20 protein-coding genes are annotated in these 19,246 nt (G+C 69.3%); 4 read left to right on the forward strand and 16 right to left on the reverse strand.

Features of this window, described 5'->3' with window-relative positions; genetic code table 11:
* Together efp and G5C66_RS13750 are read right to left on the reverse strand one after the other, a co-directional pair.
* Entirely contained in the window at positions 1-567 is a 567-nt protein-coding gene (gene efp, locus G5C66_RS13745; protein WP_165111524.1) for an elongation factor P, read from the reverse strand.
* Between the two features lie 120 nt (positions 568-687).
* A complete protein-coding gene (locus G5C66_RS13750; RefSeq protein WP_165111525.1) occupies positions 688-1,143 on the reverse strand; it encodes a type II 3-dehydroquinate dehydratase in 456 nt (151 codons plus the stop codon).
* A 71-nt stretch (positions 1,144-1,214) separates the two neighbouring features.
* Here G5C66_RS13750 and G5C66_RS13755 point away from each other — a divergent pair, with 71 nt between their 5' ends.
* The 4 genes from G5C66_RS13755 (at position 1,215) to G5C66_RS13770 (ending at position 3,986) form a co-directional block, all read left to right on the forward strand.
* Entirely contained in the window at positions 1,215-1,820 is a 606-nt protein-coding gene (locus G5C66_RS13755; RefSeq protein ID WP_165111526.1) for a TetR/AcrR family transcriptional regulator, read from the forward strand.
* A 46-nt stretch (positions 1,821-1,866) separates the two neighbouring features.
* The gene (locus tag G5C66_RS13760; protein WP_165111527.1) at positions 1,867-3,024 is read left to right on the forward strand and encodes an acyl-CoA dehydrogenase family protein; all 1,158 of its coding nucleotides are present in this window, start codon (positions 1,867-1,869) and stop codon (positions 3,022-3,024) included.
* A 62-nt stretch (positions 3,025-3,086) separates the two neighbouring features.
* Positions 3,087-3,476: a helix-turn-helix domain-containing protein gene (locus tag G5C66_RS13765; protein WP_165111528.1), complete on the forward strand. Its 390-nt coding sequence runs from the start codon at positions 3,087-3,089 to the stop codon at positions 3,474-3,476.
* Positions 3,477-3,524: 48 nt separating this feature from the next.
* The gene (locus G5C66_RS13770; protein WP_165111529.1) at positions 3,525-3,986 is read left to right on the forward strand and encodes a VOC family protein; all 462 of its coding nucleotides are present in this window, start codon (positions 3,525-3,527) and stop codon (positions 3,984-3,986) included.
* Positions 3,987-4,015: 29 nt separating this feature from the next.
* On the opposite strand, the gene G5C66_RS13775 is transcribed toward G5C66_RS13770, so the two are convergent.
* The 14 genes from G5C66_RS13775 to G5C66_RS13840 all read right to left on the reverse strand — a co-directional run bounded on the left by G5C66_RS13775 (position 4,016) and on the right by G5C66_RS13840 (position 19,245).
* Entirely contained in the window at positions 4,016-4,927 is a 912-nt protein-coding gene (locus G5C66_RS13775; RefSeq protein WP_165111530.1) for a hypothetical protein, read from the reverse strand.
* Positions 4,928-5,113: 186 nt separating this feature from the next.
* Positions 5,114-6,211, reverse strand: coding sequence for a 3-dehydroquinate synthase (gene aroB, locus G5C66_RS13780; RefSeq protein ID WP_165111531.1), 1,098 nt, complete (start codon positions 6,209-6,211; stop codon positions 5,114-5,116).
* Positions 6,208-6,708, reverse strand: coding sequence for a shikimate kinase (locus G5C66_RS13785; protein WP_165111532.1), 501 nt, complete (start codon positions 6,706-6,708; stop codon positions 6,208-6,210). The genes aroB and G5C66_RS13785 overlap by 4 nt, the downstream gene beginning before the upstream one ends.
* Positions 6,708-7,886 carry a chorismate synthase gene (aroC, locus tag G5C66_RS13790; protein ID WP_165111533.1) on the reverse strand — a complete coding sequence of 393 codons (1,179 nt, stop codon included), beginning with the start codon at positions 7,884-7,886 and terminating at the stop codon, positions 6,708-6,710. Before aroC ends, G5C66_RS13785 begins: the two co-directional genes overlap by 1 nt.
* A 45-nt stretch (positions 7,887-7,931) precedes the next feature.
* Positions 7,932-8,609, reverse strand: coding sequence for a prepilin peptidase (locus G5C66_RS13795; RefSeq protein ID WP_165111534.1), 678 nt, complete (start codon positions 8,607-8,609; stop codon positions 7,932-7,934).
* Positions 8,606-9,442, reverse strand: a complete 837-nt coding sequence (locus G5C66_RS13800) for a shikimate dehydrogenase (protein ID WP_165111535.1) — start codon at positions 9,440-9,442, stop codon at positions 8,606-8,608. The genes G5C66_RS13795 and G5C66_RS13800 overlap by 4 nt, the downstream gene beginning before the upstream one ends.
* Positions 9,443-9,455: 13 nt before the next feature.
* A complete protein-coding gene (gene mltG / locus G5C66_RS13805; protein ID WP_165111536.1) occupies positions 9,456-10,712 on the reverse strand; it encodes an endolytic transglycosylase MltG in 1,257 nt (418 codons plus the stop codon).
* A 206-nt stretch (positions 10,713-10,918) separates the two neighbouring features.
* Positions 10,919-11,389: a Holliday junction resolvase RuvX gene (gene ruvX / locus G5C66_RS13810; RefSeq protein WP_165111537.1), complete on the reverse strand. Its 471-nt coding sequence runs from the start codon at positions 11,387-11,389 to the stop codon at positions 10,919-10,921.
* The gene (alaS, locus tag G5C66_RS13815; protein WP_206444108.1) at positions 11,389-14,076 is read right to left on the reverse strand and encodes an alanine--tRNA ligase; all 2,688 of its coding nucleotides are present in this window, start codon (positions 14,074-14,076) and stop codon (positions 11,389-11,391) included. The genes ruvX and alaS overlap by 1 nt, the downstream gene beginning before the upstream one ends.
* Positions 14,077-14,084: 8 nt before the next feature.
* Positions 14,085-14,399, reverse strand: coding sequence for a DUF6167 family protein (locus G5C66_RS13820; RefSeq protein WP_165111539.1), 315 nt, complete (start codon positions 14,397-14,399; stop codon positions 14,085-14,087).
* Positions 14,396-14,941 carry a hypothetical protein gene (locus tag G5C66_RS13825; protein ID WP_165111540.1) on the reverse strand — a complete coding sequence of 182 codons (546 nt, stop codon included), beginning with the start codon at positions 14,939-14,941 and terminating at the stop codon, positions 14,396-14,398. The genes G5C66_RS13820 and G5C66_RS13825 overlap by 4 nt, the downstream gene beginning before the upstream one ends.
* A 12-nt stretch (positions 14,942-14,953) precedes the next feature.
* Positions 14,954-16,282, reverse strand: coding sequence for a replication-associated recombination protein A (locus tag G5C66_RS13830; RefSeq protein ID WP_165111594.1), 1,329 nt, complete (start codon positions 16,280-16,282; stop codon positions 14,954-14,956).
* Positions 16,283-16,332: 50 nt separating this feature from the next.
* Positions 16,333-17,325 (reverse strand): ABC transporter permease, encoded by a 993-nt coding sequence (locus tag G5C66_RS13835; RefSeq protein WP_165111541.1) that lies wholly within the window; start codon positions 17,323-17,325, stop codon positions 16,333-16,335.
* 108 nt (positions 17,326-17,433) lie between these two features.
* A complete protein-coding gene (locus G5C66_RS13840) occupies positions 17,434-19,245 on the reverse strand; it encodes an ABC transporter substrate-binding protein (RefSeq protein WP_165111542.1) in 1,812 nt (603 codons plus the stop codon).
* Position 19,246 lies beyond the last annotated feature (1 nt).

The raw sequence follows: 19,246 nt of genomic DNA on the forward strand, positions 1-19,246 counted from the left end.
TCAGCCCTTCACGCGGGAGAGGTAGGAGCCGCCCTCGCGGGTGTCGACCTTGATCTTCTCGCCCTGCTCGATGAAGAGCGGCACCTGGATCTCGGCGCCGGTCTCGAGGGTCGCCGGCTTGGTGCGGCCGGTGGCGGAGTCGCCCATGACGCCCGGCTCGGTGTAGGTGATGGTCAGCTCGACCGACGGCGGCAGCTCGATGAAGAGCACGCGGCCCTCGTTGGTGGCCACGATCGCCTCGCTGTTCTCCAGCATGAAGTTGGCGGCGTCGCCGACGATCTCCGGGGCGACCTCGATCTGGTCGAAGTCCTGCACGTCCATGAAGACGAAGGAGGTGCCGTCGTTGTAGAGGTACTGCATCGTGCGCTTGTCGACGGTCGCGGTCTCGACCTTGACGCCGGCGTTGAAGGTCTTGTCGACGTTCTTGCCCGACTCGACGTTGCGGAGCTTGGTGCGGACGAACGCCGGGCCCTTGCCGGGCTTCACGTGCTGGAACTCGGTGACCTGCCAGAGCTGGCCTTCGATCTTGAGCACCATGCCGTTCTTGAGGTCGTTCGTCGTCGCCATAACCGTCCGTCAGCCTTCGTCTTCGTCGTCCTGCAGCGGTGCAGGCCTCGTTGTCAATGTTCGGGGGCCCACAGGGCCACGCTGAATCCTAGTCAACGAGACGTACGCCCACCCAATCCGTCAGGGCGTGCCGAGCTTCGACGCGATGACCTGGAGCGCCTCGTGGTAGCCGTCGATGCCCTTGCCCGCGACGACCGCGGTGGCGTGGGGGGTGACCACGCTGGTGTGCCGGAACACCTCGGGCCGCTCGAGCGGCTCGGAGATGTGCACCTCGATCAGCGGAGCGGTCAGCTGCGCGCAGGCGTCGTAGATGGCGTAGGAGTAGTGGGTCCAGGCGGCGGCGTTGAGCACGACCGGGATGTCCTTGTCGGCGGCGGCGTTGAGCCAGTCGACCATGTCGCCCTCGTGGTTGCTCTGACGTACGTCCACGGCGAAGCCGAGCGCGTGGCCCCAGTCGATGCACATCGCGGCGAGCTCGTCGTGGGTGGTGTGCCCGTAGATCTCGGGCTGACGCTTCCCGAGGCGCCCGAGGTTGGGGCCGTTGAGTACCAGGACCTTCTTCAACGCGTTGCTCACGCCCGCATCCTCGCACGATTTTCGCGAGCCGAATCTAAGCGCTCACTTACCTTTGTGCCAGACTGAGGGGCATGAGCGACGTACGCACCAGCACCCAGGCACGCGGAGACCGCAGCCGCGCGCGTCTGCTCGACGCGGCGGTCCAGGCATTCTCCGCCAAGGGGTTCCACGGCACCAGCACTCGCGACATCGCCACCGCGGCGGGGCTGAGCCCGGCAGCGGTCTACGTCCACCACCGCTCCAAGGAGGAGCTCCTGCACGCGATCGCGGTACGCGGCCACGAGATCATCCTCGAGGCCGTCACCGAGGCGACCCGCACCGACGCCGCGCCCGCCGAACGGGTCGCCGCCGCCGTACGCACCTATGTCCTCTTCCACGCCCGCTCCCACACGACGGCCCGGGTCATCAACTACGAGCTCGCAGCGCTGACCGAGGAGCACTTCCGCGAGATCGCGGGCATGCGCCGCGCCATCGACACCGTCATGCGTGAGGTCGTCGAGGAAGGCGTACGCAGCGGCGACTTCGACACCCCCGACCCCGCCAAGGCGGCCACCGCCCTGCTCTCGCTGGGCATCGACCTGGCCCGGTGGTACCGCGACGACGGCTCCTGGACCCCGGAGTCTCTCGCCGACTTCTACGCCGACCTCGCGCTCCGCGTCGTCGGCGCCCGCCCCTGAGGCTCCGCCCGACTTCCGTTTCGACCCCGAGAAGAAAGCACGATTGATGCGCCGCACCATCTACACCGAGGACCACCAGTCCTTCCGCGAGACCATCCGCTCGTTCATCGAGAAGGAGGTCGTCCCCGTCTACGACGAGTGGTACGAGGCCGGGATCGTCCCCCACGACTTCTACCTCAAGCTCGGCGAGCTCGGCGTGTGGGGCATCCAGGTGCCCGAGGAGTACGGCGGCGCCGGGATCGAGTCGTTCAAGTACTCCGCCGTCATGACCGAGGAGCTCGCCCGCGCCGGCGTCTCCTTCGGCGGCTCGAGCACCCACGTCGGCCTGTGCCTGCCCTACCTCCTCAAGCTCGCCACCAAGGAGCAGATGGAGCGCTGGATGCCCGGCTTCGTCTCCGGTGCGGAGATGTGGGCGATCGCGATGACCGAGCCCGGCACCGGCTCGGACCTGGCCGGCATGACCACCAACGCCAAGCTCACCGAGGACGGCAAGCACTACATCCTCAACGGCGCCAAGACCTTCATCACCGGTGGCGTCAACGCCGACCGGGTGATCGTCTGCGCCCGCACCGCGCCGGCCACCCCCGAGGACCGTCGCGGCGGCATCACGCTCCTCGCCGTCGACACCAAGCTGCCGGGCTACGAGGTCGGCCGCAAGCTCGACAAGCTCGGCCTCAAGGTCTCCGACACCGCCGAGCTGTCCTTCACCGACGTGCAGGTCCCGGTCGAGGACGTGCTCGGCGAGGTCGGCAAGGGCTTCTCCTACCTCGGCCAGAACCTCCCGGTCGAGCGTCTCGGCATCGCCGTCGGCGCCTACGCCCAGGCCGCGGCCGCCGTCGAGTTCGCCAAGAAGTACGTCCAGGAGCGGAAGGTCTTCGGCACCACCGTCGCGTCCTTCCAGAACACGAAGTTCGAGCTGGCCGCGTGCAAGGCCGAGGTCGACGCCGCCGAGGCCGTGGTCGACCGCGCCATCGAGGCCGAGGACGCCGGCACCCTCACCGCCGCAGAGGCCGCCTCGGCGAAGCTGTTCTGCACCGAGGTCGCCCACCGTGTCGTCGACCGCTGTCTCCAGCTCCACGGCGGCTACGGCTACATGAACGAGTACCCCATCGCCCGCCTCTACGCCGACAACCGCGTCAACCGCATCTACGGCGGAACCTCCGAGGTCATGAAGCTCATCATCGCCAAGGACATGGGTCTGTGACCTGCTAGAACCCTGCCGAGTCGGCTCGTCATGACGAGCCGACTCGGCATACGCTCGGGCATGTGACACCGCGCGAGGACGAGAACCGCCGCCTGCTGCGGGCGCGCGACGCGATGGACCGGCACTACGCCGAGCACCTCGATGTGCCGGCGATCGCGCGGGTCGCCCATGTGTCTTCCGCGCACTTCACACGCAGGTTCAAGGCGGTCTTCGGCGAGACGCCCCACCGCTATCTGCAGCGCCGCCGGATCGAGCGGTCCATGGCACTGCTGCGAGACACCTCGATGCCAGTCACCGAGGTCGCGCTCACGGTCGGCTTCACCAGCCTCGGCACCTTCAGCCGTACGTTCCGCGACATCGTCGGCACCTCCCCCAGCGGCTACCGCGCCCGGGCCGACAGTCCCGCGGTGCCTGGGTGCGTGGCCCGCGCCTGGATGCGGCCGGCGAGCTGAGCAGTTTCGGAGAAGCGCTCGGTGCCGAAGGCGCCGCAGACTGGTCGCATGCTGACCAACATCAACATCACCGGAATCTACGTCCTCGACCAGGACGAGGCCCTCGACTTCTACGTCGGCAAGCTCGGCCTCGAGGTCGGCAGCGACGTCGACATGGGCTTCATGCGCTGGCTCACCGTCCACCTTCCCGGCGACCCCGACCACCAGCTGCTGCTCGAGGTGCCCGGAGGCTCCCCCGCCCACAGCGCCGAGACCGCCGCCCAGCTGCGCGACCTGGTGACCAAGGGTGCGATGGGCGCCGCGGTCATCTTCAACACCGACGACTGCCAGAAGCTCTACGAGGAGCTCTCCGCCAAGGGCGTCGAGTTCACCGACAGGCCCACCCAGCAGCCCTACGGCATCGACTGCGCCTTCCGCGACCCCTTCGGCAACCACATCCGCGCCACCCAGCGGGTCGAGGGTCCCGTCGAGATCACCGACGAGGACATCGCCCGCTGGTCGGGGAAGTGAGTCGAACCCCGCATCCATCCGCGCTCGCGTCAGGAGGCTGCTACGACGTCCTCGGCGGGCGCATCCGATCCGATGGAGAACCACGCGAGGACCGAGCTCGAGTGGAGCAGGGCGACCGACGCCAGCGCGGCGAGCGCCACCACCCCGAGGATCGTCGCAACGAACGGGTCTGACGGGGCCACGGTCCCTACAGCGTGGCGCAGGTAACCGATCGCGACGGCCGCGGACAGCACTATCAGAGCAGGCGCGAACCGTACCCGCCGGAAGCACGCCAGCGCGGCTACGAATGCCGGCAAGGAGAGCGCGACCATCTCGAGGCCAAGGAGTAGCGCGATGTCGCCGCCGATGAGAAACGGAAAGAGCGATTCGAACCACGGCTGCGCCGCCCTGTAGGACCAATCCACCCTGGCGACGAAGAAGATCGCGACAACCAGGAGCGGAAGCGACCAGACCAGCGCTGTCAGGGCACCGAGCGTGGCCTGCAGAGGGCGGCGCGGCTCGTGAGCGTCCCTCGGCATCGGCGCCAACCAGCGGTTCACCCCGGGCAGGTGGAGCAGCACGATCACGGCCACCGAGATCATGGTCGGTGGAACTGCTCCCGCGATCTCGTACATGTCGGGAGTCAGGGACAGAAACGTCACGACGAAGCTGGCCATGCATGCAGCGGTGAGGACTGCTCGGGCTGCTGCCGACCGACGGAGCAGCAACGCCGCAGCGACGACCTCGATGATGCTGCGAGCAATCACCACGACCGTGATGGTCGCGACGCTGACCTCGTCGACGGCGGGGACGAGTCCGGGTTCCGCCCCGAGCAACAAGACCGGGATCAGCTTGAACGGTAGCCCGAGCCCCGAGGTGATGAAGACAGTGACGACGGCGAGGATGACGGGCACCGGGATCCCCGTACGAACTCCAGTCGTGGCAGTGGGCTGCGGGGTCATACCCGAACCCTAGGGGGCATCGATCGTCGATGCGTGTCGGTCCATCCGATCCGCCCGATTCGTAGGTTCGCCAACGGGGTCGTATGACAGAGGGTCCGACCTTGTGAACGTTTCACAAGGTCGGACCCTCTGTCATAGTCGGCGCCGTCGCCTCGCGAGCCGCGGCTCCTGCTGGTCGAGCTCTGGCTAGCCTCCGACGACTGCGTACGCCTCGCGCAGCTGCTCCTCGGTCGGCCCGGTGAGGATGCGCGGGACGGCGAGGTCGTGGAGGACGAGGAAGCGGAGGACGGAGCCGCGGGTCTTCTTGTCGACCCGCATGGCACCGATCAGGTCGTCGAAGCCGGCCTCGACACCGAGCTCCTTGACGGTGGTCGGGAGACCGACCTTCGCGAAGGCCGGCGCGTGCCGGGCGGCGACGTCGTCGGAGAGGACCCCGGCGATGCGGGCGAGCTCGGCGGCGTAGACGCAGCCTACGGCGACCGCGTCACCGTGGCGGATCGAGAAGCCGGAGTGCTTCTCGAGCGCGTGGGCGAGGGTGTGGCCGTAGTTGAGGGTCTCGCGGCCGGGGTGGCCGTCGGCGCCGCCGGTCTCCTTCAGGTCTGCGGCGACGACCTCGGCCTTGACCCGGATCGCGCGCTCGACGAGCTCGGCGAGAACGGGCGAGTCGGCGGTGATCTCGTCGCTCTCCTCGACCAGCCGCAGGATCTCCGGGTCGGCGATGAAGCCGCACTTGACGACCTCGCCGAGCCCGGCGACCAGGTCCTCCCGGGGCAGGGTCTTCAGCAGGGCGAGGTCGCAGAGCACGCCGGCGGGCTCGTGGAACGCGCCGACGAGGTTCTTCCCAGCAGCGGTGTTGACACCGGTCTTGCCGCCGACCGCGGCGTCGACCATGGCCAGCACGGTCGTGGGCATGTGCACGACGCGTACGCCCCGCAGCCATCCGGCCGCGACCCAGCCGCCGAGGTCGGTGGTCGCGCCGCCGCCGAAGGTGACGACGGCGTCGGAGCGGGTGAAGCCCTTCTCCCCCAGCGCCTCCCAGCAGTCGTTGGCGACCGCGACCGTCTTCTGGTCCTCGCCGCTGGGCAGGCCGAGGCCGAGCACGTCGTAGTGCTTCAGCAGCTCCTCGAGCACGGGCTCGGCGTACTCGGCGAGCTCGGCGGCGTACAGGAACGCCACCCGCTGGACGCTCTCGCCCAGGAGTCCCTGGAGCCGGTCGGCGAGGCCGCTGCCGATGATGACGTCGTACGCCGCGGCGCTCTCGACCCGGATGACTGTGTCGCTCATGCCCGCACCTTCTCGACCAGCTCGTCGGCCACGTCCTCGGCCGACCGGTTGTCCGTGTCCACGACGAAGGTCGCCACCGACTCATAGATCGGCGCGCGCTCCTCGAGCAGAGCCTTGATCCGGCCGCGTACGTTGCCGAGGAGCAGCGGACGGCCCGAACCGAGACCGACCCGCTTGACCGCGTCGGCGACGCCGACCCGCAGGTAGACGACCGTGTGCTCCTTGAGCAGGATCCGGGTCTGGTCTGCGAGAACAGCGCCGCCACCGAGCGAGACGACGCCGTCGTGCTCGGCCAGCGCCGCGGCGACCGCCTCCTCCTCGACGCGACGGAAGTGCTCTTCCCCCTCGTCGACGAAGATGTCCTGCACGCTCTTGCCGGCGGCCGCCGCGATGTCCTGGTCGGTGTCGCGCAGCGTGACCCCGAGCCGGGACGCGAGCAGCGCCCCGACCGTCGACTTCCCGGCGCCCATCGGGCCGACGAGCACGACTGCCGGCATCAGGAGTACCTCAGGTTCTCGAGGTAAGACTTGGCGTTGCGTGCCGTCTCGGCGACGGAGTCGCCGCCGAACTTCTCCAGCGCCGCCTCGGCCAGCACGAGCGCGACCATCGCCTCGGCGACGACACCCGCAGCAGGCACAGCACAGACGTCGGAGCGCTGGTGGTGCGCCACCGCGGACTCACCGGTCGCGACGTCGACGGTACGCAGCGCCCGCGGCACGGTCGCGATCGGCTTCATCGCGGCGCGGACCCGCAGCACCTCACCGGTCGACATGCCGCCCTCGGTGCCGCCGGAGCGCCCGGAGGCGCGGCGGATCCCGTCGGCGGACGGGACGATCTCGTCGTGGGCCTTGGACCCGGGCGTCGCGGCGAGCTCGAAGCCGTCGCCGACCTCGACCCCCTTGATCGCCTGGATGCCCATCAGCGCGCCGGCCAGGCGCGCGTCGAGGCGACGGTCCCAGTGGACGTGGGACCCGAGGCCCGGCGGCAGGCCGTGGACGGCGACCTCGACGACGCCGCCGAGGGTGTCACCGTCCTTGTGGGCCTCGTCGATGCGGGCGACCATCTGCTTGGAGCCGTCGGGGTCGAGCACCCGCACCGGGTCCTCGTCCAGGCGCGCAACGTCCTCGGGCGAGGGGACCTGGTGGCTGGGCGTACGGACGCCGCCGATCTCGAGGACGTGGGACACCAGACGTACGCCGAGCGCCTGCTCGAGGAAGGCCGAGGCGACCGCGCCGAGCGCGACCCGGGCCGCGGTCTCGCGGGCCGAGGCACGCTCCAGGATCGGACGGGCGTCGTCGAAGTCGTACTTCTGCATCCCGACCAGGTCTGCGTGACCGGGCCGCGGCCGGGTCAACGGGGCGTTCCGGGCCTGCCCGGCGAGCACCTCGGCGTCGACCGGGTCGGCGGACATCACGGTCTCCCACTTGGGCCACTCGGTGTTGCCGACCTCGATCGCGACCGGACCGCCCTGGGTCTCCCCGTGGCGTACGCCACCGGTGATCCGCACCTGGTCCTTCTCGAACTTCATCCGAGCACCGCGGCCATAGCCGAGCCGGCGCCGAGCCAGGGCATCAGCGATGTCGTCAGAGGTGATCCGGACGTGGGCGGGCAGACCCTCCATCACGGCCGTCAGGGACGGACCGTGGGACTCGCCCGCAGTGAGCCAACGCAACATGGGAGCAGTCTTTCATCCTCCCCACGCAACCCCGTGCACCCGGGCTCACAGCGAGACGCCGAGCACCCCGACGAGCATGCCCCAGATCATGAACGGCCCGTACGCCAGGGGCTCGCGCATCGCCGTGCGCGAGCGCTGCGCGACCGCACGCCCGATGCCCCAGACACCGAAGATCGCCAGCCCGGCCCACAGCCCGACCGCCAGGTGATCCCAGCCGAGGCGGCCGAGGACGAGGCCGACGAGCGCGGCGAGCCGTACGTCGCCGAAGCCCATCGCGTGCGGCAGGATCCGCCACAGCAGCCAGAACGCCGAGCGGGCGATCACCAGGCCGGCGAGCGCACCGAGGGCGACCTCGGTCCCGCGGGTCCAGAGCCACTCGGCGCCGAGCAGCGCGAGCCCGACCCCGGTCGCCGCCAGGATCGGCAGCTTCGGCAGCCGCTGCACCCGCCAGTCGACGTAGGCGAGCATCACGAGCAACGGCGCGAGCGGCACCACGGCCACCATCAGGCGGGAGGGCTCCACCCGCCAGGCCAGCAGCCCGGCGAGCGCAGCCGAGACAGCCACCGCGAGCGGCAGCAGCGGCCGCCAGGCGGCGAGAGTGGGGTACGGAACCGCGGGCGGGTCGTCGGCGGGCTCGGGGAGACGACGGAGCACTGCCGGCATGCCGAGGGCGAGCACGCCGGCGACGGCCGCACTCACCAGCACGACCGCCCCGGGGCTCATGCCGGTGAGGGCTCCGTGATGCCCAGGGCCTTCTCCCCCGCGGCCCGCATCGCCTCGAGCGGGGCGGGACGGCTGGTGAAGAGCTCGAACTGCAGCACCGCCTGGTGCACGAGCAGGTCCAGGCCGCTGACGGTCACGCCGGGCGCGACCGAGAGCAGCGGCGAGGGCCACGGGTCGTAGACGACGTCGAAGACGACCGGCGTCGACGCCCAGCGGTCGACGAGCTCAGGAGTCTGGGCCTTCGCCGGGACGGTGGAGACCACCGCATCCACTCCGTCGACCACCGAGTCGAGCGGGAGCACGGACACGACCGGCTTGCTGCGGTGACGCGAGATCATCTCGATCGTCTCCCCCGCCGCACCCGGGTTGCGGGCCAGCAGGGTGATCCGGGAGGCACCCAGCTCGGCGAGCGCCAGCCCCGTCGAAGCAGCCGTGGCGCCGGCGCCGAGGATCGCACCATGGGAGCAGGAGACATCGTCGCCGGCCCGCTCCCGGATCGCCGCGACCGCGCCCGGCAGGTCGGTGTTGTCCCCCACCCAGCCGTGCGACGAGCGCACCAGGGTGTTGACCGCTCCCACGAGCCGCGCCCGGGGAGAGACCGACCGCGCCAGCTCGAACGCCTCCCGCTTGAGCGGCATCGTCACCGACAGCCCCCGCCACCGGCTCGGCGGCCAGTCGCCGCCGAGGCTGTCGACGTAGGCCACCAGGCCACCGGCCTGCACCCGGGTGGAGGTGTAGGACCAGTCGGACATCTCCAGCTCGGCGTACGCAGCCTGGTGGAGGGCCGGGGAGAGCGAGTGACCGATCGGGTCACCCAGGACGGCACATTTCACTCAGGCCTCCTCCTCAACAGCTCTTCGACTCGGTTTCGCAGTAGTTCTTGTACTCGGCCTTGAACTTCAGGAACTGGTCGTAGTTCTTGGCGAACTTCGTCTCACCGGTCTTCAGGTTGACCGTCACGTAGTAATACCAGTCACCTTCCGCAGGGTTGAGCGCAGCCTGGATCGCGTGGTCACCCGGCGCACCGATCGGCCCCGGCGGCAGGCCCTTGTTGGTGTAGGTGTTGTAGGGCGAGTCGACGGTCTGCACGTCGACACCCCCGAGCTCAGTGCTCCCGGACTTTCCGAGGGCGTAGTTGACCGTGGCGTCGATCTGCAGGAAACCCGCCTGGCCGGCCGTGCCGGGGTTCTCCACGCGGTTGTAGATCACCCGGGCGATCTTGGCCATGTCATCGCCACGGCCCTCGGCCTCGACGAGCGAGGCCACGGTCATGATCTGCTCGGGCGTGCACGCCTTGCCGTCGCCGCACTTCAGCTGCTTGGCGCGCGCCTCGATGTCGTTGTCGCCGAGCGCCTGCTCCCACCGATCGACCATCATCGCCAGCATCTCGGTAGGCGTGGCGTCGGGCGGGAAGGCGTACGTCGCCGGGAACAGGTAGCCCTCGACGTTGCCCTTGGCGTAGTCGGGCAGCCCGATCGCCTCGGTGTCCTCGGCGGCCTTCTTGAACTCGGCGGGCTTCTTCTTGGTCTTCTCCGCGAGCACCTTGTAGATCGCCTTGGCACGCGAGCCTTCGGTGATGGTGACGTTGATCGTGTCGATGTTCTCAGGGTTGGCGAGGATCTCGACGACGTCCTTGGACGCCATCTTCTTCTTCAACGGGTAGAAGCCGACCTGGACGCTCAGGCCCTTCTCGTTGGCCGCGTCGATGAACGCGTCGACCGACTCGACGACGCCGGCCTCCTTGAGGTTGCGACCGACGGCGGCGACCGAGTCGCCCTGGTGCACCTCGAACGAGACCGGGTCGGTGCCCGGGCCGGGATAGTCGGCGGGCGGTGCCAGCTGGTCCTTCACGTAGTCGATCGCGCGGTCACCGGCGACGTAGAAGCCGCCGAGAACGACCGCCAGGGCGACGAGCACTGCCAGGCAGCCGCCGAAGCGGCGTTTGCGCGTGGGCGGCTCCTCGTCGAAGTAGTCGTCGTGCTCCGAGGGGCCGGCGTCGAAGAAGCCGGGGTGCTGCTGGTAGGTCGGCCCACCGTAGCCGTCGGGACCCCGCGGGGGCTCCTGGCGACCGTAGCCCGGCGGGGGTGCGCCGGCTCCCGGCATCGGTCGAGGTGCGGGGCGTCGACCGGGGTGTCCCTGCTGCTGCGGAGGCATCTGGCCGCCGGGCATCTGCGGCGGCATCCGGCGCGGGTCTCGAGGATCCTGCGGAGGCTGCTGCCTTGGCGGGTAGCCACCGCGCGGATCGCGACCGTATGACCCCGGACCAGGGCGACGCGGGTCGCGCGGGTCCTGAGGGTAGTTGCGCTCACTCAATGACCGACCTCAACGATCTCTCCAGGCGCGACCCCCGAAGCGCGCTCACTGTCCAATGCGTGTTGCAGGATCACAACCGCCGCGGCCATGTCCACTACTGCTCGACGGTCCTGCCCCTTGCGACCTCGGTCTCGCAGCATAGCCTCCGCAGAAACAGTAGTAAGTCGCTCGTCTACGAGACGCACCGGGACCGGGGCCACCCGCCGCGCCAAGGACGCGGCGAAGTCCCGGACCTTAGCAGTCGCCGGATTCTCCCCTCCCTTGAGGGACCGGGGCAGCCCGACGACCACCTCGAGCATCGTCGACTCCTCGGCGATCTCGGCGACGATCTCCTTCAGCCGCGCCAAGTCGCCACGGCCCTTCTTGACCGTCTCGAGCGGCGTCGCCAGGAACCCCGTGGGGTCACTCCTGGCGACGCCGATCCGGGCGTCGCCAGGATCCAGACCGAGGCGTACGCCGTGCCGCATCAGGCTCCAGTCACTGCATCGGTCACCAGCGAGGCGACCTTGGTGACGGCCTCGTCGATCTTGCCGACCTCGGTGCCACCACCCTGGGCGAAGTCGGGCTTGCCGCCACCACGTCCGCCGACGACCGGCGCGAGCTCCTTGATCAGGTCGCCCGCCTTCACCCCGGCAGCGATACCGGCCGGGTTGACCGCGGCCACCACCGCGACCTTGTCGTCCGCGTCACCGAGGAGCACGACGGCCGCGGGCGCGTCGCCGAGCCGGGAGCGTACGTCTTGGGCGAGCGTACGCGCGTCGCCGCCGCCCACACCCGGGACCCGCTGGGCGACGACCCGGACGCCGTTGACGTCGATCGCGGACGCCGCGATCGAGCCACCGGAGGCGAGCAGCTGAGCCGTACGCGCCCGGGCGATCTCCTTCTCGGCAGCCTTGAGCCGCTCCATCAGGTCGGAGACCCGGCCGACGACGTCGTCGGACTTCGTCTTGAGGAGCAGGTTGAGCTCGGAGACCACGTCGCGCTCGCGGGCGAGGTAGTTGAAGCCCTCGACGCCGGTGTAGGCCTCGATGCGGCGGTTGCCGGACCCGACCGAGGCCTCCGAGGTGACCACGATGGTGCCGATCTGGGCGGAGTGGTCCACGTGGGTGCCACCGCACAGCTCGCGCGACCAGGGGCCGCCGATCTCGACGACGCGCACCTTGGAGTCGTCATAGGTCTCGCCGAAGAGCGCGATCGCGCCCCACTCCTTGGCCTGCGGGAGGGTCATGTAGTCCCAGGAGACCGGCAGGTCGGCCCGCAGCGCGTTGTTGGAGACCTCCTCGATCTCGCGCATCTGCTCGGGGGTCAGACCCTTGGTCCAGCCGTAGTCGAGACGCAGGTAGCCGGGGCGGTTGAACGACCCGGACTGCAGCGCGGTCGGGCCGAGCACCTCGCGCAGCGCCGCGTGCACCACGTGGGTGCCGGAGTGGGCCTGGCGGGCGCCGAGGCGCCACTCGGGGTCGACCTTCGCGTGCACGAGCGACTCGCCGCCGTGGAACTCGCCGTCGACGACGCGGACCTGGTGGACCACGAGGCCCTTGACCGGGCGCTGCACGTCGACGACCTCGAGCCGGCCACCGTCGAACTCGATGATTCCCGCGTCGGCGGACTGACCACCGGACTCGGCGTAGAACGGGGTGCGGTCGAGGACGATCTCGCCGATCTCGTCGGGACCGAGCACGTCGACCGGCTTGCCCTCACGCAGGAGCGCCACCGGCTTCGACTCGGTGTCGAGCGTCGTGTAGGCCTGCCAGTCCGTCGGGCCGTTGCTGTCCAGGATGCCGCGGTAGACCGTCAGGTCGGCGTGCTGTCCCTTCTTGGCGCGCGCGTCGGCCTTGGCCCGCTCGCGCTGCTCGGTCATCAGACCGCGGAAGCCCGCCTCGTCGACCTCGAGGCCCGCCTCGGCGGCCATCTCGAGGGTCAGGTCGATCGGGAACCCGTACGTGTCGTGGAGCTGGAACGCCTTGTCACCGGTGAACGTCGTGGATCCGCTCGCCTTCACCTCGGTCGCGGCCAGGTCGAAGATCTGGGTGCCGGCGGCGAGGGTCTTGCGGAAGGCCTCCTCCTCGGCGTCGGCGACGCGCTTGATCCGGTCCCACTCGGTGTGCAGGTCGGTGTAGGTCTCCCCCATCTTGTCGCGGGAGATCGGCAGCAGCTCGGGCATCGCCGGGTCCTCGTAGCCGAGCAGCCGCATGTTGCGGATCGCGCGGCGCATCAGCCGGCGCAGCACGTAGCCGCGGCCCTCGTTGCCGGGGGTGACGCCGTCGCCGATGAGCATCAGCGAGGAGCGCACGTGGTCGGCGACGACACGGAAGCGGACGTCGTCCTCGTAGGCGGCGCCGTACTTCTTGCCGGTCAGCTCCATCGCCTTCTCGATGACCGGGAAGACGACGTCGGTCTCATACATGTTGGACTTGCCCTGCATGAGATAGGCGACGCGCTCGAGACCGAGGCCGGTGTCGATGCCGGTCTGCGCGAGCGGGCCGTCGATGTCGACGTCGTACTTGGACCGCGCCGCGACGACGTTGTCCTGCATGAAGACGAGGTTCCAGAACTCCAGGTAGCGGTCACCCGCGTCCCAGTCGCGGTCGGCGCCGAACTCGGGACCGCGGTCGATCAGGATCTCCGAGCACGGACCGCCCGGGCCGGGCACGCCCATGGACCAGTAGTTCTCGCTCGGGGGCAGCCGGACGATACGGTCGTCGGGCAGGCCGGTGATCTTCTTCCAGAGCGCGACCGCCTCGTCGTCGCCGTTGAGCACGGACGGGTAGAGGACCGACTCGTCGAAGCCGAAGCCACCGTCGGCGACCGACTTGGTGACCAGCTCCCAGGCGAGCGTGATCGCGCCCTCCTTGAAGTAGTCACCGAAGGAGAAGTTGCCGCACATCTCGAAGAACGTGCCGTGGCGGGTGGTCTTGCCGACCTCCTCGATGTCGGGCGTGCGGATGCACTTCTGCACCGACGTCGCCCGGTCGTAGGGCGGGGTGGCCTGACCGAGGAAGTAGGGCTTGAAAGGCACCATGCCTGCGTTGACGAAGAGCAGGTTGGGGTCGTCGAGCAGGAGCGATGCCGACGGCACCACCGTGTGCTCGCCGACACTCGTGTTCTCGGCGAAATGCGCCGTGAAACGGCCGCGGATCTCCGCCGTGCTCAACCACTCCATCAGGGGGTACTACCTTCCGTGTTCTTCCTCGGGTCCTCGGTTGGCCCGTTCAGTCCAAGTCTCTGCTGCTCGGCACCCGCGGCGCCAATCTGTTTCGGTCCCGCGGTGCGGGCCTCGATCCACTCGCGGAGCTCGAGCTCCTTCTCGGCCTTCCCGGTGGCCAGCTCCTCGCGGAAGATCCGCGCGCCGACCCCGAGCGCCTGGGCCCGGTCGCGCAGCCCGTCGGCGGTGAACGCCTCGGCGGCACGCCGCCCCTTGACCATCGCGTACACGCCCGCGCCCGCACCGACCACGAACCAGATCGCGCCCCTCATCGGGAGTCCTCCATACGTACGTCCTCGTCAACTGCCGCGCGCTGGCGCGCCCGGTATTCCCGCAGCGCCTCGCGCATCTCGCTCTTCCGGTCCTTGCGAGCCCGCTTGACCTCGCGGTGCATCTCGTAGCGGATCTTGAACCGCACCTCCGGCGAGAGCGCCCGGCGCACCCCGTGGACCAGCGCGGCGCTGTGCACCATCGTCTCCCGGAAGACGGCGTCCGCGAAGGCCGGTGCGGTCAACGTACGCTGCACCACCTGCTCCACCTCGGCAGGCTCGCCGTCCTCTCCCAGGGAGGTGATGACGTATTCCTTCTCGTCCCGGCGCCGCCGCCTGACCTCGGGCTGGGCCAGCCGCTTCTCCAGCGCCTCGAGCCGCTCGCGCAGCTCGGCCTCGCTGGCCTCGGCCTCCTCGAGCCGGCGCCGCGCGCGGCGGCGCGCGCCGAGCGCGAGCAGCACGACCATCAGCGAGATGAGGACCAGAACCCCCACCGCGATCAGGGTCGCCACCAGCGCCCACCCGGGCATGCTCGAGTTCGTCATGGTGGGCCTACCTTATCCATCCTGTCCGCGCACGATTTTCCGGACACGCTCCCACCGTTCCTTCACCCCGGCTTCGGCTCCGTGGGTCGTCGGGCGGTAGTACTCCGCGTCGGCCACCGCCTCCGGCGCGTACTGCTGCGTCGCGATGCCGAACGGCTCGTCGTGGGCGTACTTGTACGCCTCGCCGTGCCCGATCTTCTTGGCGCCCTCGTAGTGGGCATCGCGCAGGTGCGGCGGGACGTTGCCGATCTTCCCGGCCGCGACGTCGGCGCGCGCCGCGAAGATGGCGTTGGTGACCGCGTTGGACTTCGGCGCCACCGCGAGCGCGATCGTCGCGTGCGCCAGCGTCAGCTGGGCCTCGGGCATACCGATCAGCTGCACCGTCTGCGCCGCGGCGACAGCGGTCTGCAGCGCCGTCGAGTCGGCCAGGCCGATGTCCTCGGAGGCTAGGATCATCAGCCGGCGGGCGATGAACCGCGGGTCCTCCCCCGCCTCGATCATCCGTGCCAGGTAGTGCAGCGCGGCGTCGGCGTCCGACCCGCGCACCGACTTGATGAAGGCGCTGACCACGTCGTAGTGCTGGTCGCCCTGGCGGTCGTAGCGCACCGCCGCCTGGTCGACCGCCCGCTCGGCGGCCTCGAGGGTGATCTCCCCCTCGGACGCCGCTCCCGCGGCGGCCTCCAGATAGGTCAGCGACCGGCGCGCGTCACCGCCGGCGAGGCGTACCAGATGGTCGAGCGCCTCGTCGGAGATGGTCACCGAGCCACCGAGCCCGCGCTCGTCCTCCAGAGCCCGCAGGAGTACGCCGCGGATGTCGTCGTCGGTAAGCGACTCGAGCCGCAGCAGCAGCGAGCGGGACAGCAGCGGGGAGATCACCGAGAAGAAGGGGTTCTCCGTGGTGGCGGCGACGAGCGTGACCCAGCGGTTCTCCACGCCCGGCAGCAGCGCGTCCTGCTGCGCCTTGCTGAACCGGTGGACCTCGTCGACGAAGAGCACGGTCTCCTTGCCGGTCGCGACCAGCTCGGCGCGCGCGGCGTCGATCGCCGCCCGGACCTCCTTGACCCCGGCCGAGACCGCAGAGATCTCGACGAAGCGCCGGTCGGTGGAGCGGCTCACGATCGAGGCGATCGTCGTCTTCCCGGTCCCCGGCGGTCCCCACAGCAGCAGCGAGAGCGACTGCCCGCCCTCGACGACCTGGTGCAGCGGCGACCCGGGAGCGCGCAGCGAGCTCTGCCCCACCAGCTCCTCGAGCGTACGCGGCCGCATCCGCACCGCCAGCGGCGCAGCCGCATGGTCGCTGTGGCTCAGCGAACCGCCGCGCGAGGCACTGGCGGCGCCCATCTCGAACAACCCATCCACACGCCAACCCTAGTGGGCGGCACCGACAGGACTCAGGAGAGGCGTACGCGGGGATCGAGGACGCTGTAGAACAGGTCGACCACGAGGTTGGTGATCACGATGATCACGGCGGAGATCAGGGTGGTCGCCTCGATGACGGGCAGGTCGCTCTGCCCGACGGCGTCGAGGGCGCGAAGACCCAGGCCGTTGATGCCGAAGATCTTCTCGGTGAAGATCGTGCCGGTCAGCAGGGCACCGAAGTCGAGGCCGAATATGGTCACGATCGGGACGACCGCGGCGCGCAGCGCGTGCTTGTTGACGATCGTCCGCTCCGGCAGGCCCTTGGACCTCGCGGTGCGGACGTAGTCCTCGTTGAACGCCTCGATCATCGAGCCACGGGTGAAGCGGGCGTACTTGGACGAGTTCACCAACCCGAGAGCGAGCCAGGGCAGCAACAGCGCCCATGCCCACTTCAAGGGCGAATCGGTCAGCGGCTGGTAGCCGTCCTGCGGGAAGATCCCGGCTCCGACGGCGAGGTAGAGGAAGGCCAGCAGCACGAACAGGTAGTACGGGATCGACTCGATCACCAGAGTCGCACCGATGACCGCCTTGTCCGCCGAACTGCCCCTGCGTCTGGCCGCGAACATCCCGATCGGCACCCCGATGAGCAGGATGGTGACGCCGGCGCCGACCGCGACCGACACCGTCGGCCCGATCCGGTCCTTGATGTCGTCCCAGACGTTGACCCGGTAGATGAAGCTGACCCCGAAGCACGGGGCGTCGCAGTCGTACGACTCGGAGCCGAACGCGATCTCGCGGCCGTTGACGATGCCGGACATGTATTCGCCGTACTGGACGTAGATCGGCGCCTCCAGGTTGAGCGCCTCCCGGATCGCGTCCTGGCGCTCGGCGGTGCACTTCGGCTCGGGGCACATCGCGTCCGCCGGGTCGCTCGGGCCGTAGGTGAAGAGCGCGACCACCGCCACCGAGATGACGAACAGCACGAGAAGTGCCGAGATCAGCCGGCGTACGACAAAACCGAACATGGGACGGAGGTCTCGCTTCCTAGAAGTTCGTGCGCGGGCGCTGGCCCGGTGTTTTCCGAATTCGGGGTTCCGGCCGGCGTGGGGATCGCCCACGCCGGCCGGCTCACCTCACTTGAGGTACATGATGGAGAAGCTCGGCATGCCCTTGACCGGGTCGTTGACGACCCCGCCGACCTGCGAGCCCTTGATGAAGGCGTTCGCGTCGTAGCCGGCGTTGATCTCGACCATGTAGGTCTCCTGCATCCACTTGTCGAACTCACCCCAGGCCGCGGGCACCTCGTCGGCGTCCATCTTCAGGATCTCGGCCTGCTTCGCGTCGGCGTCATCCTCCTTGAAGTTGGTCGGGTTCGGCATACCCGGCTTGTTGGCGTTGGAGCCGATCCACTGCGCCGGGAACCACGAGCCGCCCGAGGGCCAGTCGGAGCACCAGCCGCCGTAGCGGAGGTTGACCGGGGCGTCCAGGTTGCTCTCGTCGTCGCGGTAGGTCTCGTCGGTCGAGGCCACCGGGGTCGCCTTGAAGCCGGCAGCCTCGAAGCCCTTGACCATCTGGTCCTTCTTGGCGACGGAGTTCTCGTCGTCACGCTGGTAATGCCACTTCAGTTCGAAGCCGACAGCACCGGCCTCCTCCAGGAGTGCCTTGGCCTTCTCAGGGTCGGTGGTCTGGCCGTCCTGACCCTTCGGGTACTGGTACTCGACACGGCCCGCGGTGCCCGGGGGCAGGAGCGAGGTGCCGGGCTGGATGGTGACGCCGACGATCTCGCCGGACGCCTTCCAGGCGGCCTGGTAGGGGTAGGCCCAGCTGATGGCCTCGCGGATCTTCTTGTCCTTGATCTTGGTCTGGTCCGGACGGTACATGTAGGTGCACGGCGAGGTGCCCTCGATGAGGTTGTCCGGAGCGCTCTCCTTGATCGACTTGTAGGTCGGAGGCGTGACGTCGTCGTACGTCATCATCGTCTGCGCCGCGCCCTTGTCGCCGAGGATCTGGTTCTCGAGCTTCGCGGTGTCCTGAGCGAACCGGAAGTCGAAAGCGTCCGCGGCCTGGATGCGGCCCGGGTCGGTGTCGGGATCCCAGTGCTCGTTCTTGACCAGCTTCAGCGAGACACCCGGCTTGTAGGACTCGAACTTGTAGGGGCCGGTCGCCATCGGGTGGCTCTCGTAGGCCAGCGGGTCCTTGTCCTTGGCCTTCGGGATCGGCGAGAAGACCGGGAACGAGGCGTAGTAGTCGAGCTCGGGGAACGGCTGGGCGAGGTGGATGATCACCTTGTTGCCGTCGGCCTCGACGCCGTCGTAGTCCTCGCCGCCGTACCAGCCGGCGCTGGCGTCGTAGTCGGGCAGCTTCTTCAGCTCGGCGTCGGTGTCCGCGAACGGACCCTTGTACTTGTCGCCGTCCTTGAAGAACGTCAGCTGGTAGGTCGGACCGTCGGTCAGGGTGTCCACGGCGAAGGAGCGCTTGATGCCGTAGACGACGTCCTCGGCGGTGACGTCAGTGCCGTCCTCGTACTTGAGCCCGTCCTTGAGCTCGAAGGTCCAGGTCAGGCCGTCCTCGGAGACCTGGCCGAGGTCGGTGGCGAGGTCGGGGACGAGGATCGAGTCGCCGCTCTTCTCGTCGTAGACGTACTGCGTGAGCGATCGGGTCACCAGGCCGGACATGATCGCACCGGAGTCGGTGTAGTAGGTCCGGGTTGGGTCGAGGGTGTGGGGCGCGTTGTTCGACAGCACCGTGATGGTGCCGCCCTTCTTGGCGTCCGACGGGATCTCCAGCGGTCCCTCGGCCGTCGCGTCCTTACCGGCACCGGCGCCGCCGCCGGCCTTGAACTCGCCGGTCGAGTCCTCGCCACTCCCGCTCCCGCCACCACACGCAGCGGTGAGCGTCAGCGCAGCGATCGCGCTGGCGGCGATCACTGTTCTCTTCAATCGCATC

It is taken from the genome of Nocardioides turkmenicus (assembly GCF_011045035.1).
In the GTDB taxonomy this organism is placed as follows: domain Bacteria; phylum Actinomycetota; class Actinomycetes; order Propionibacteriales; family Nocardioidaceae; genus Nocardioides; species Nocardioides turkmenicus.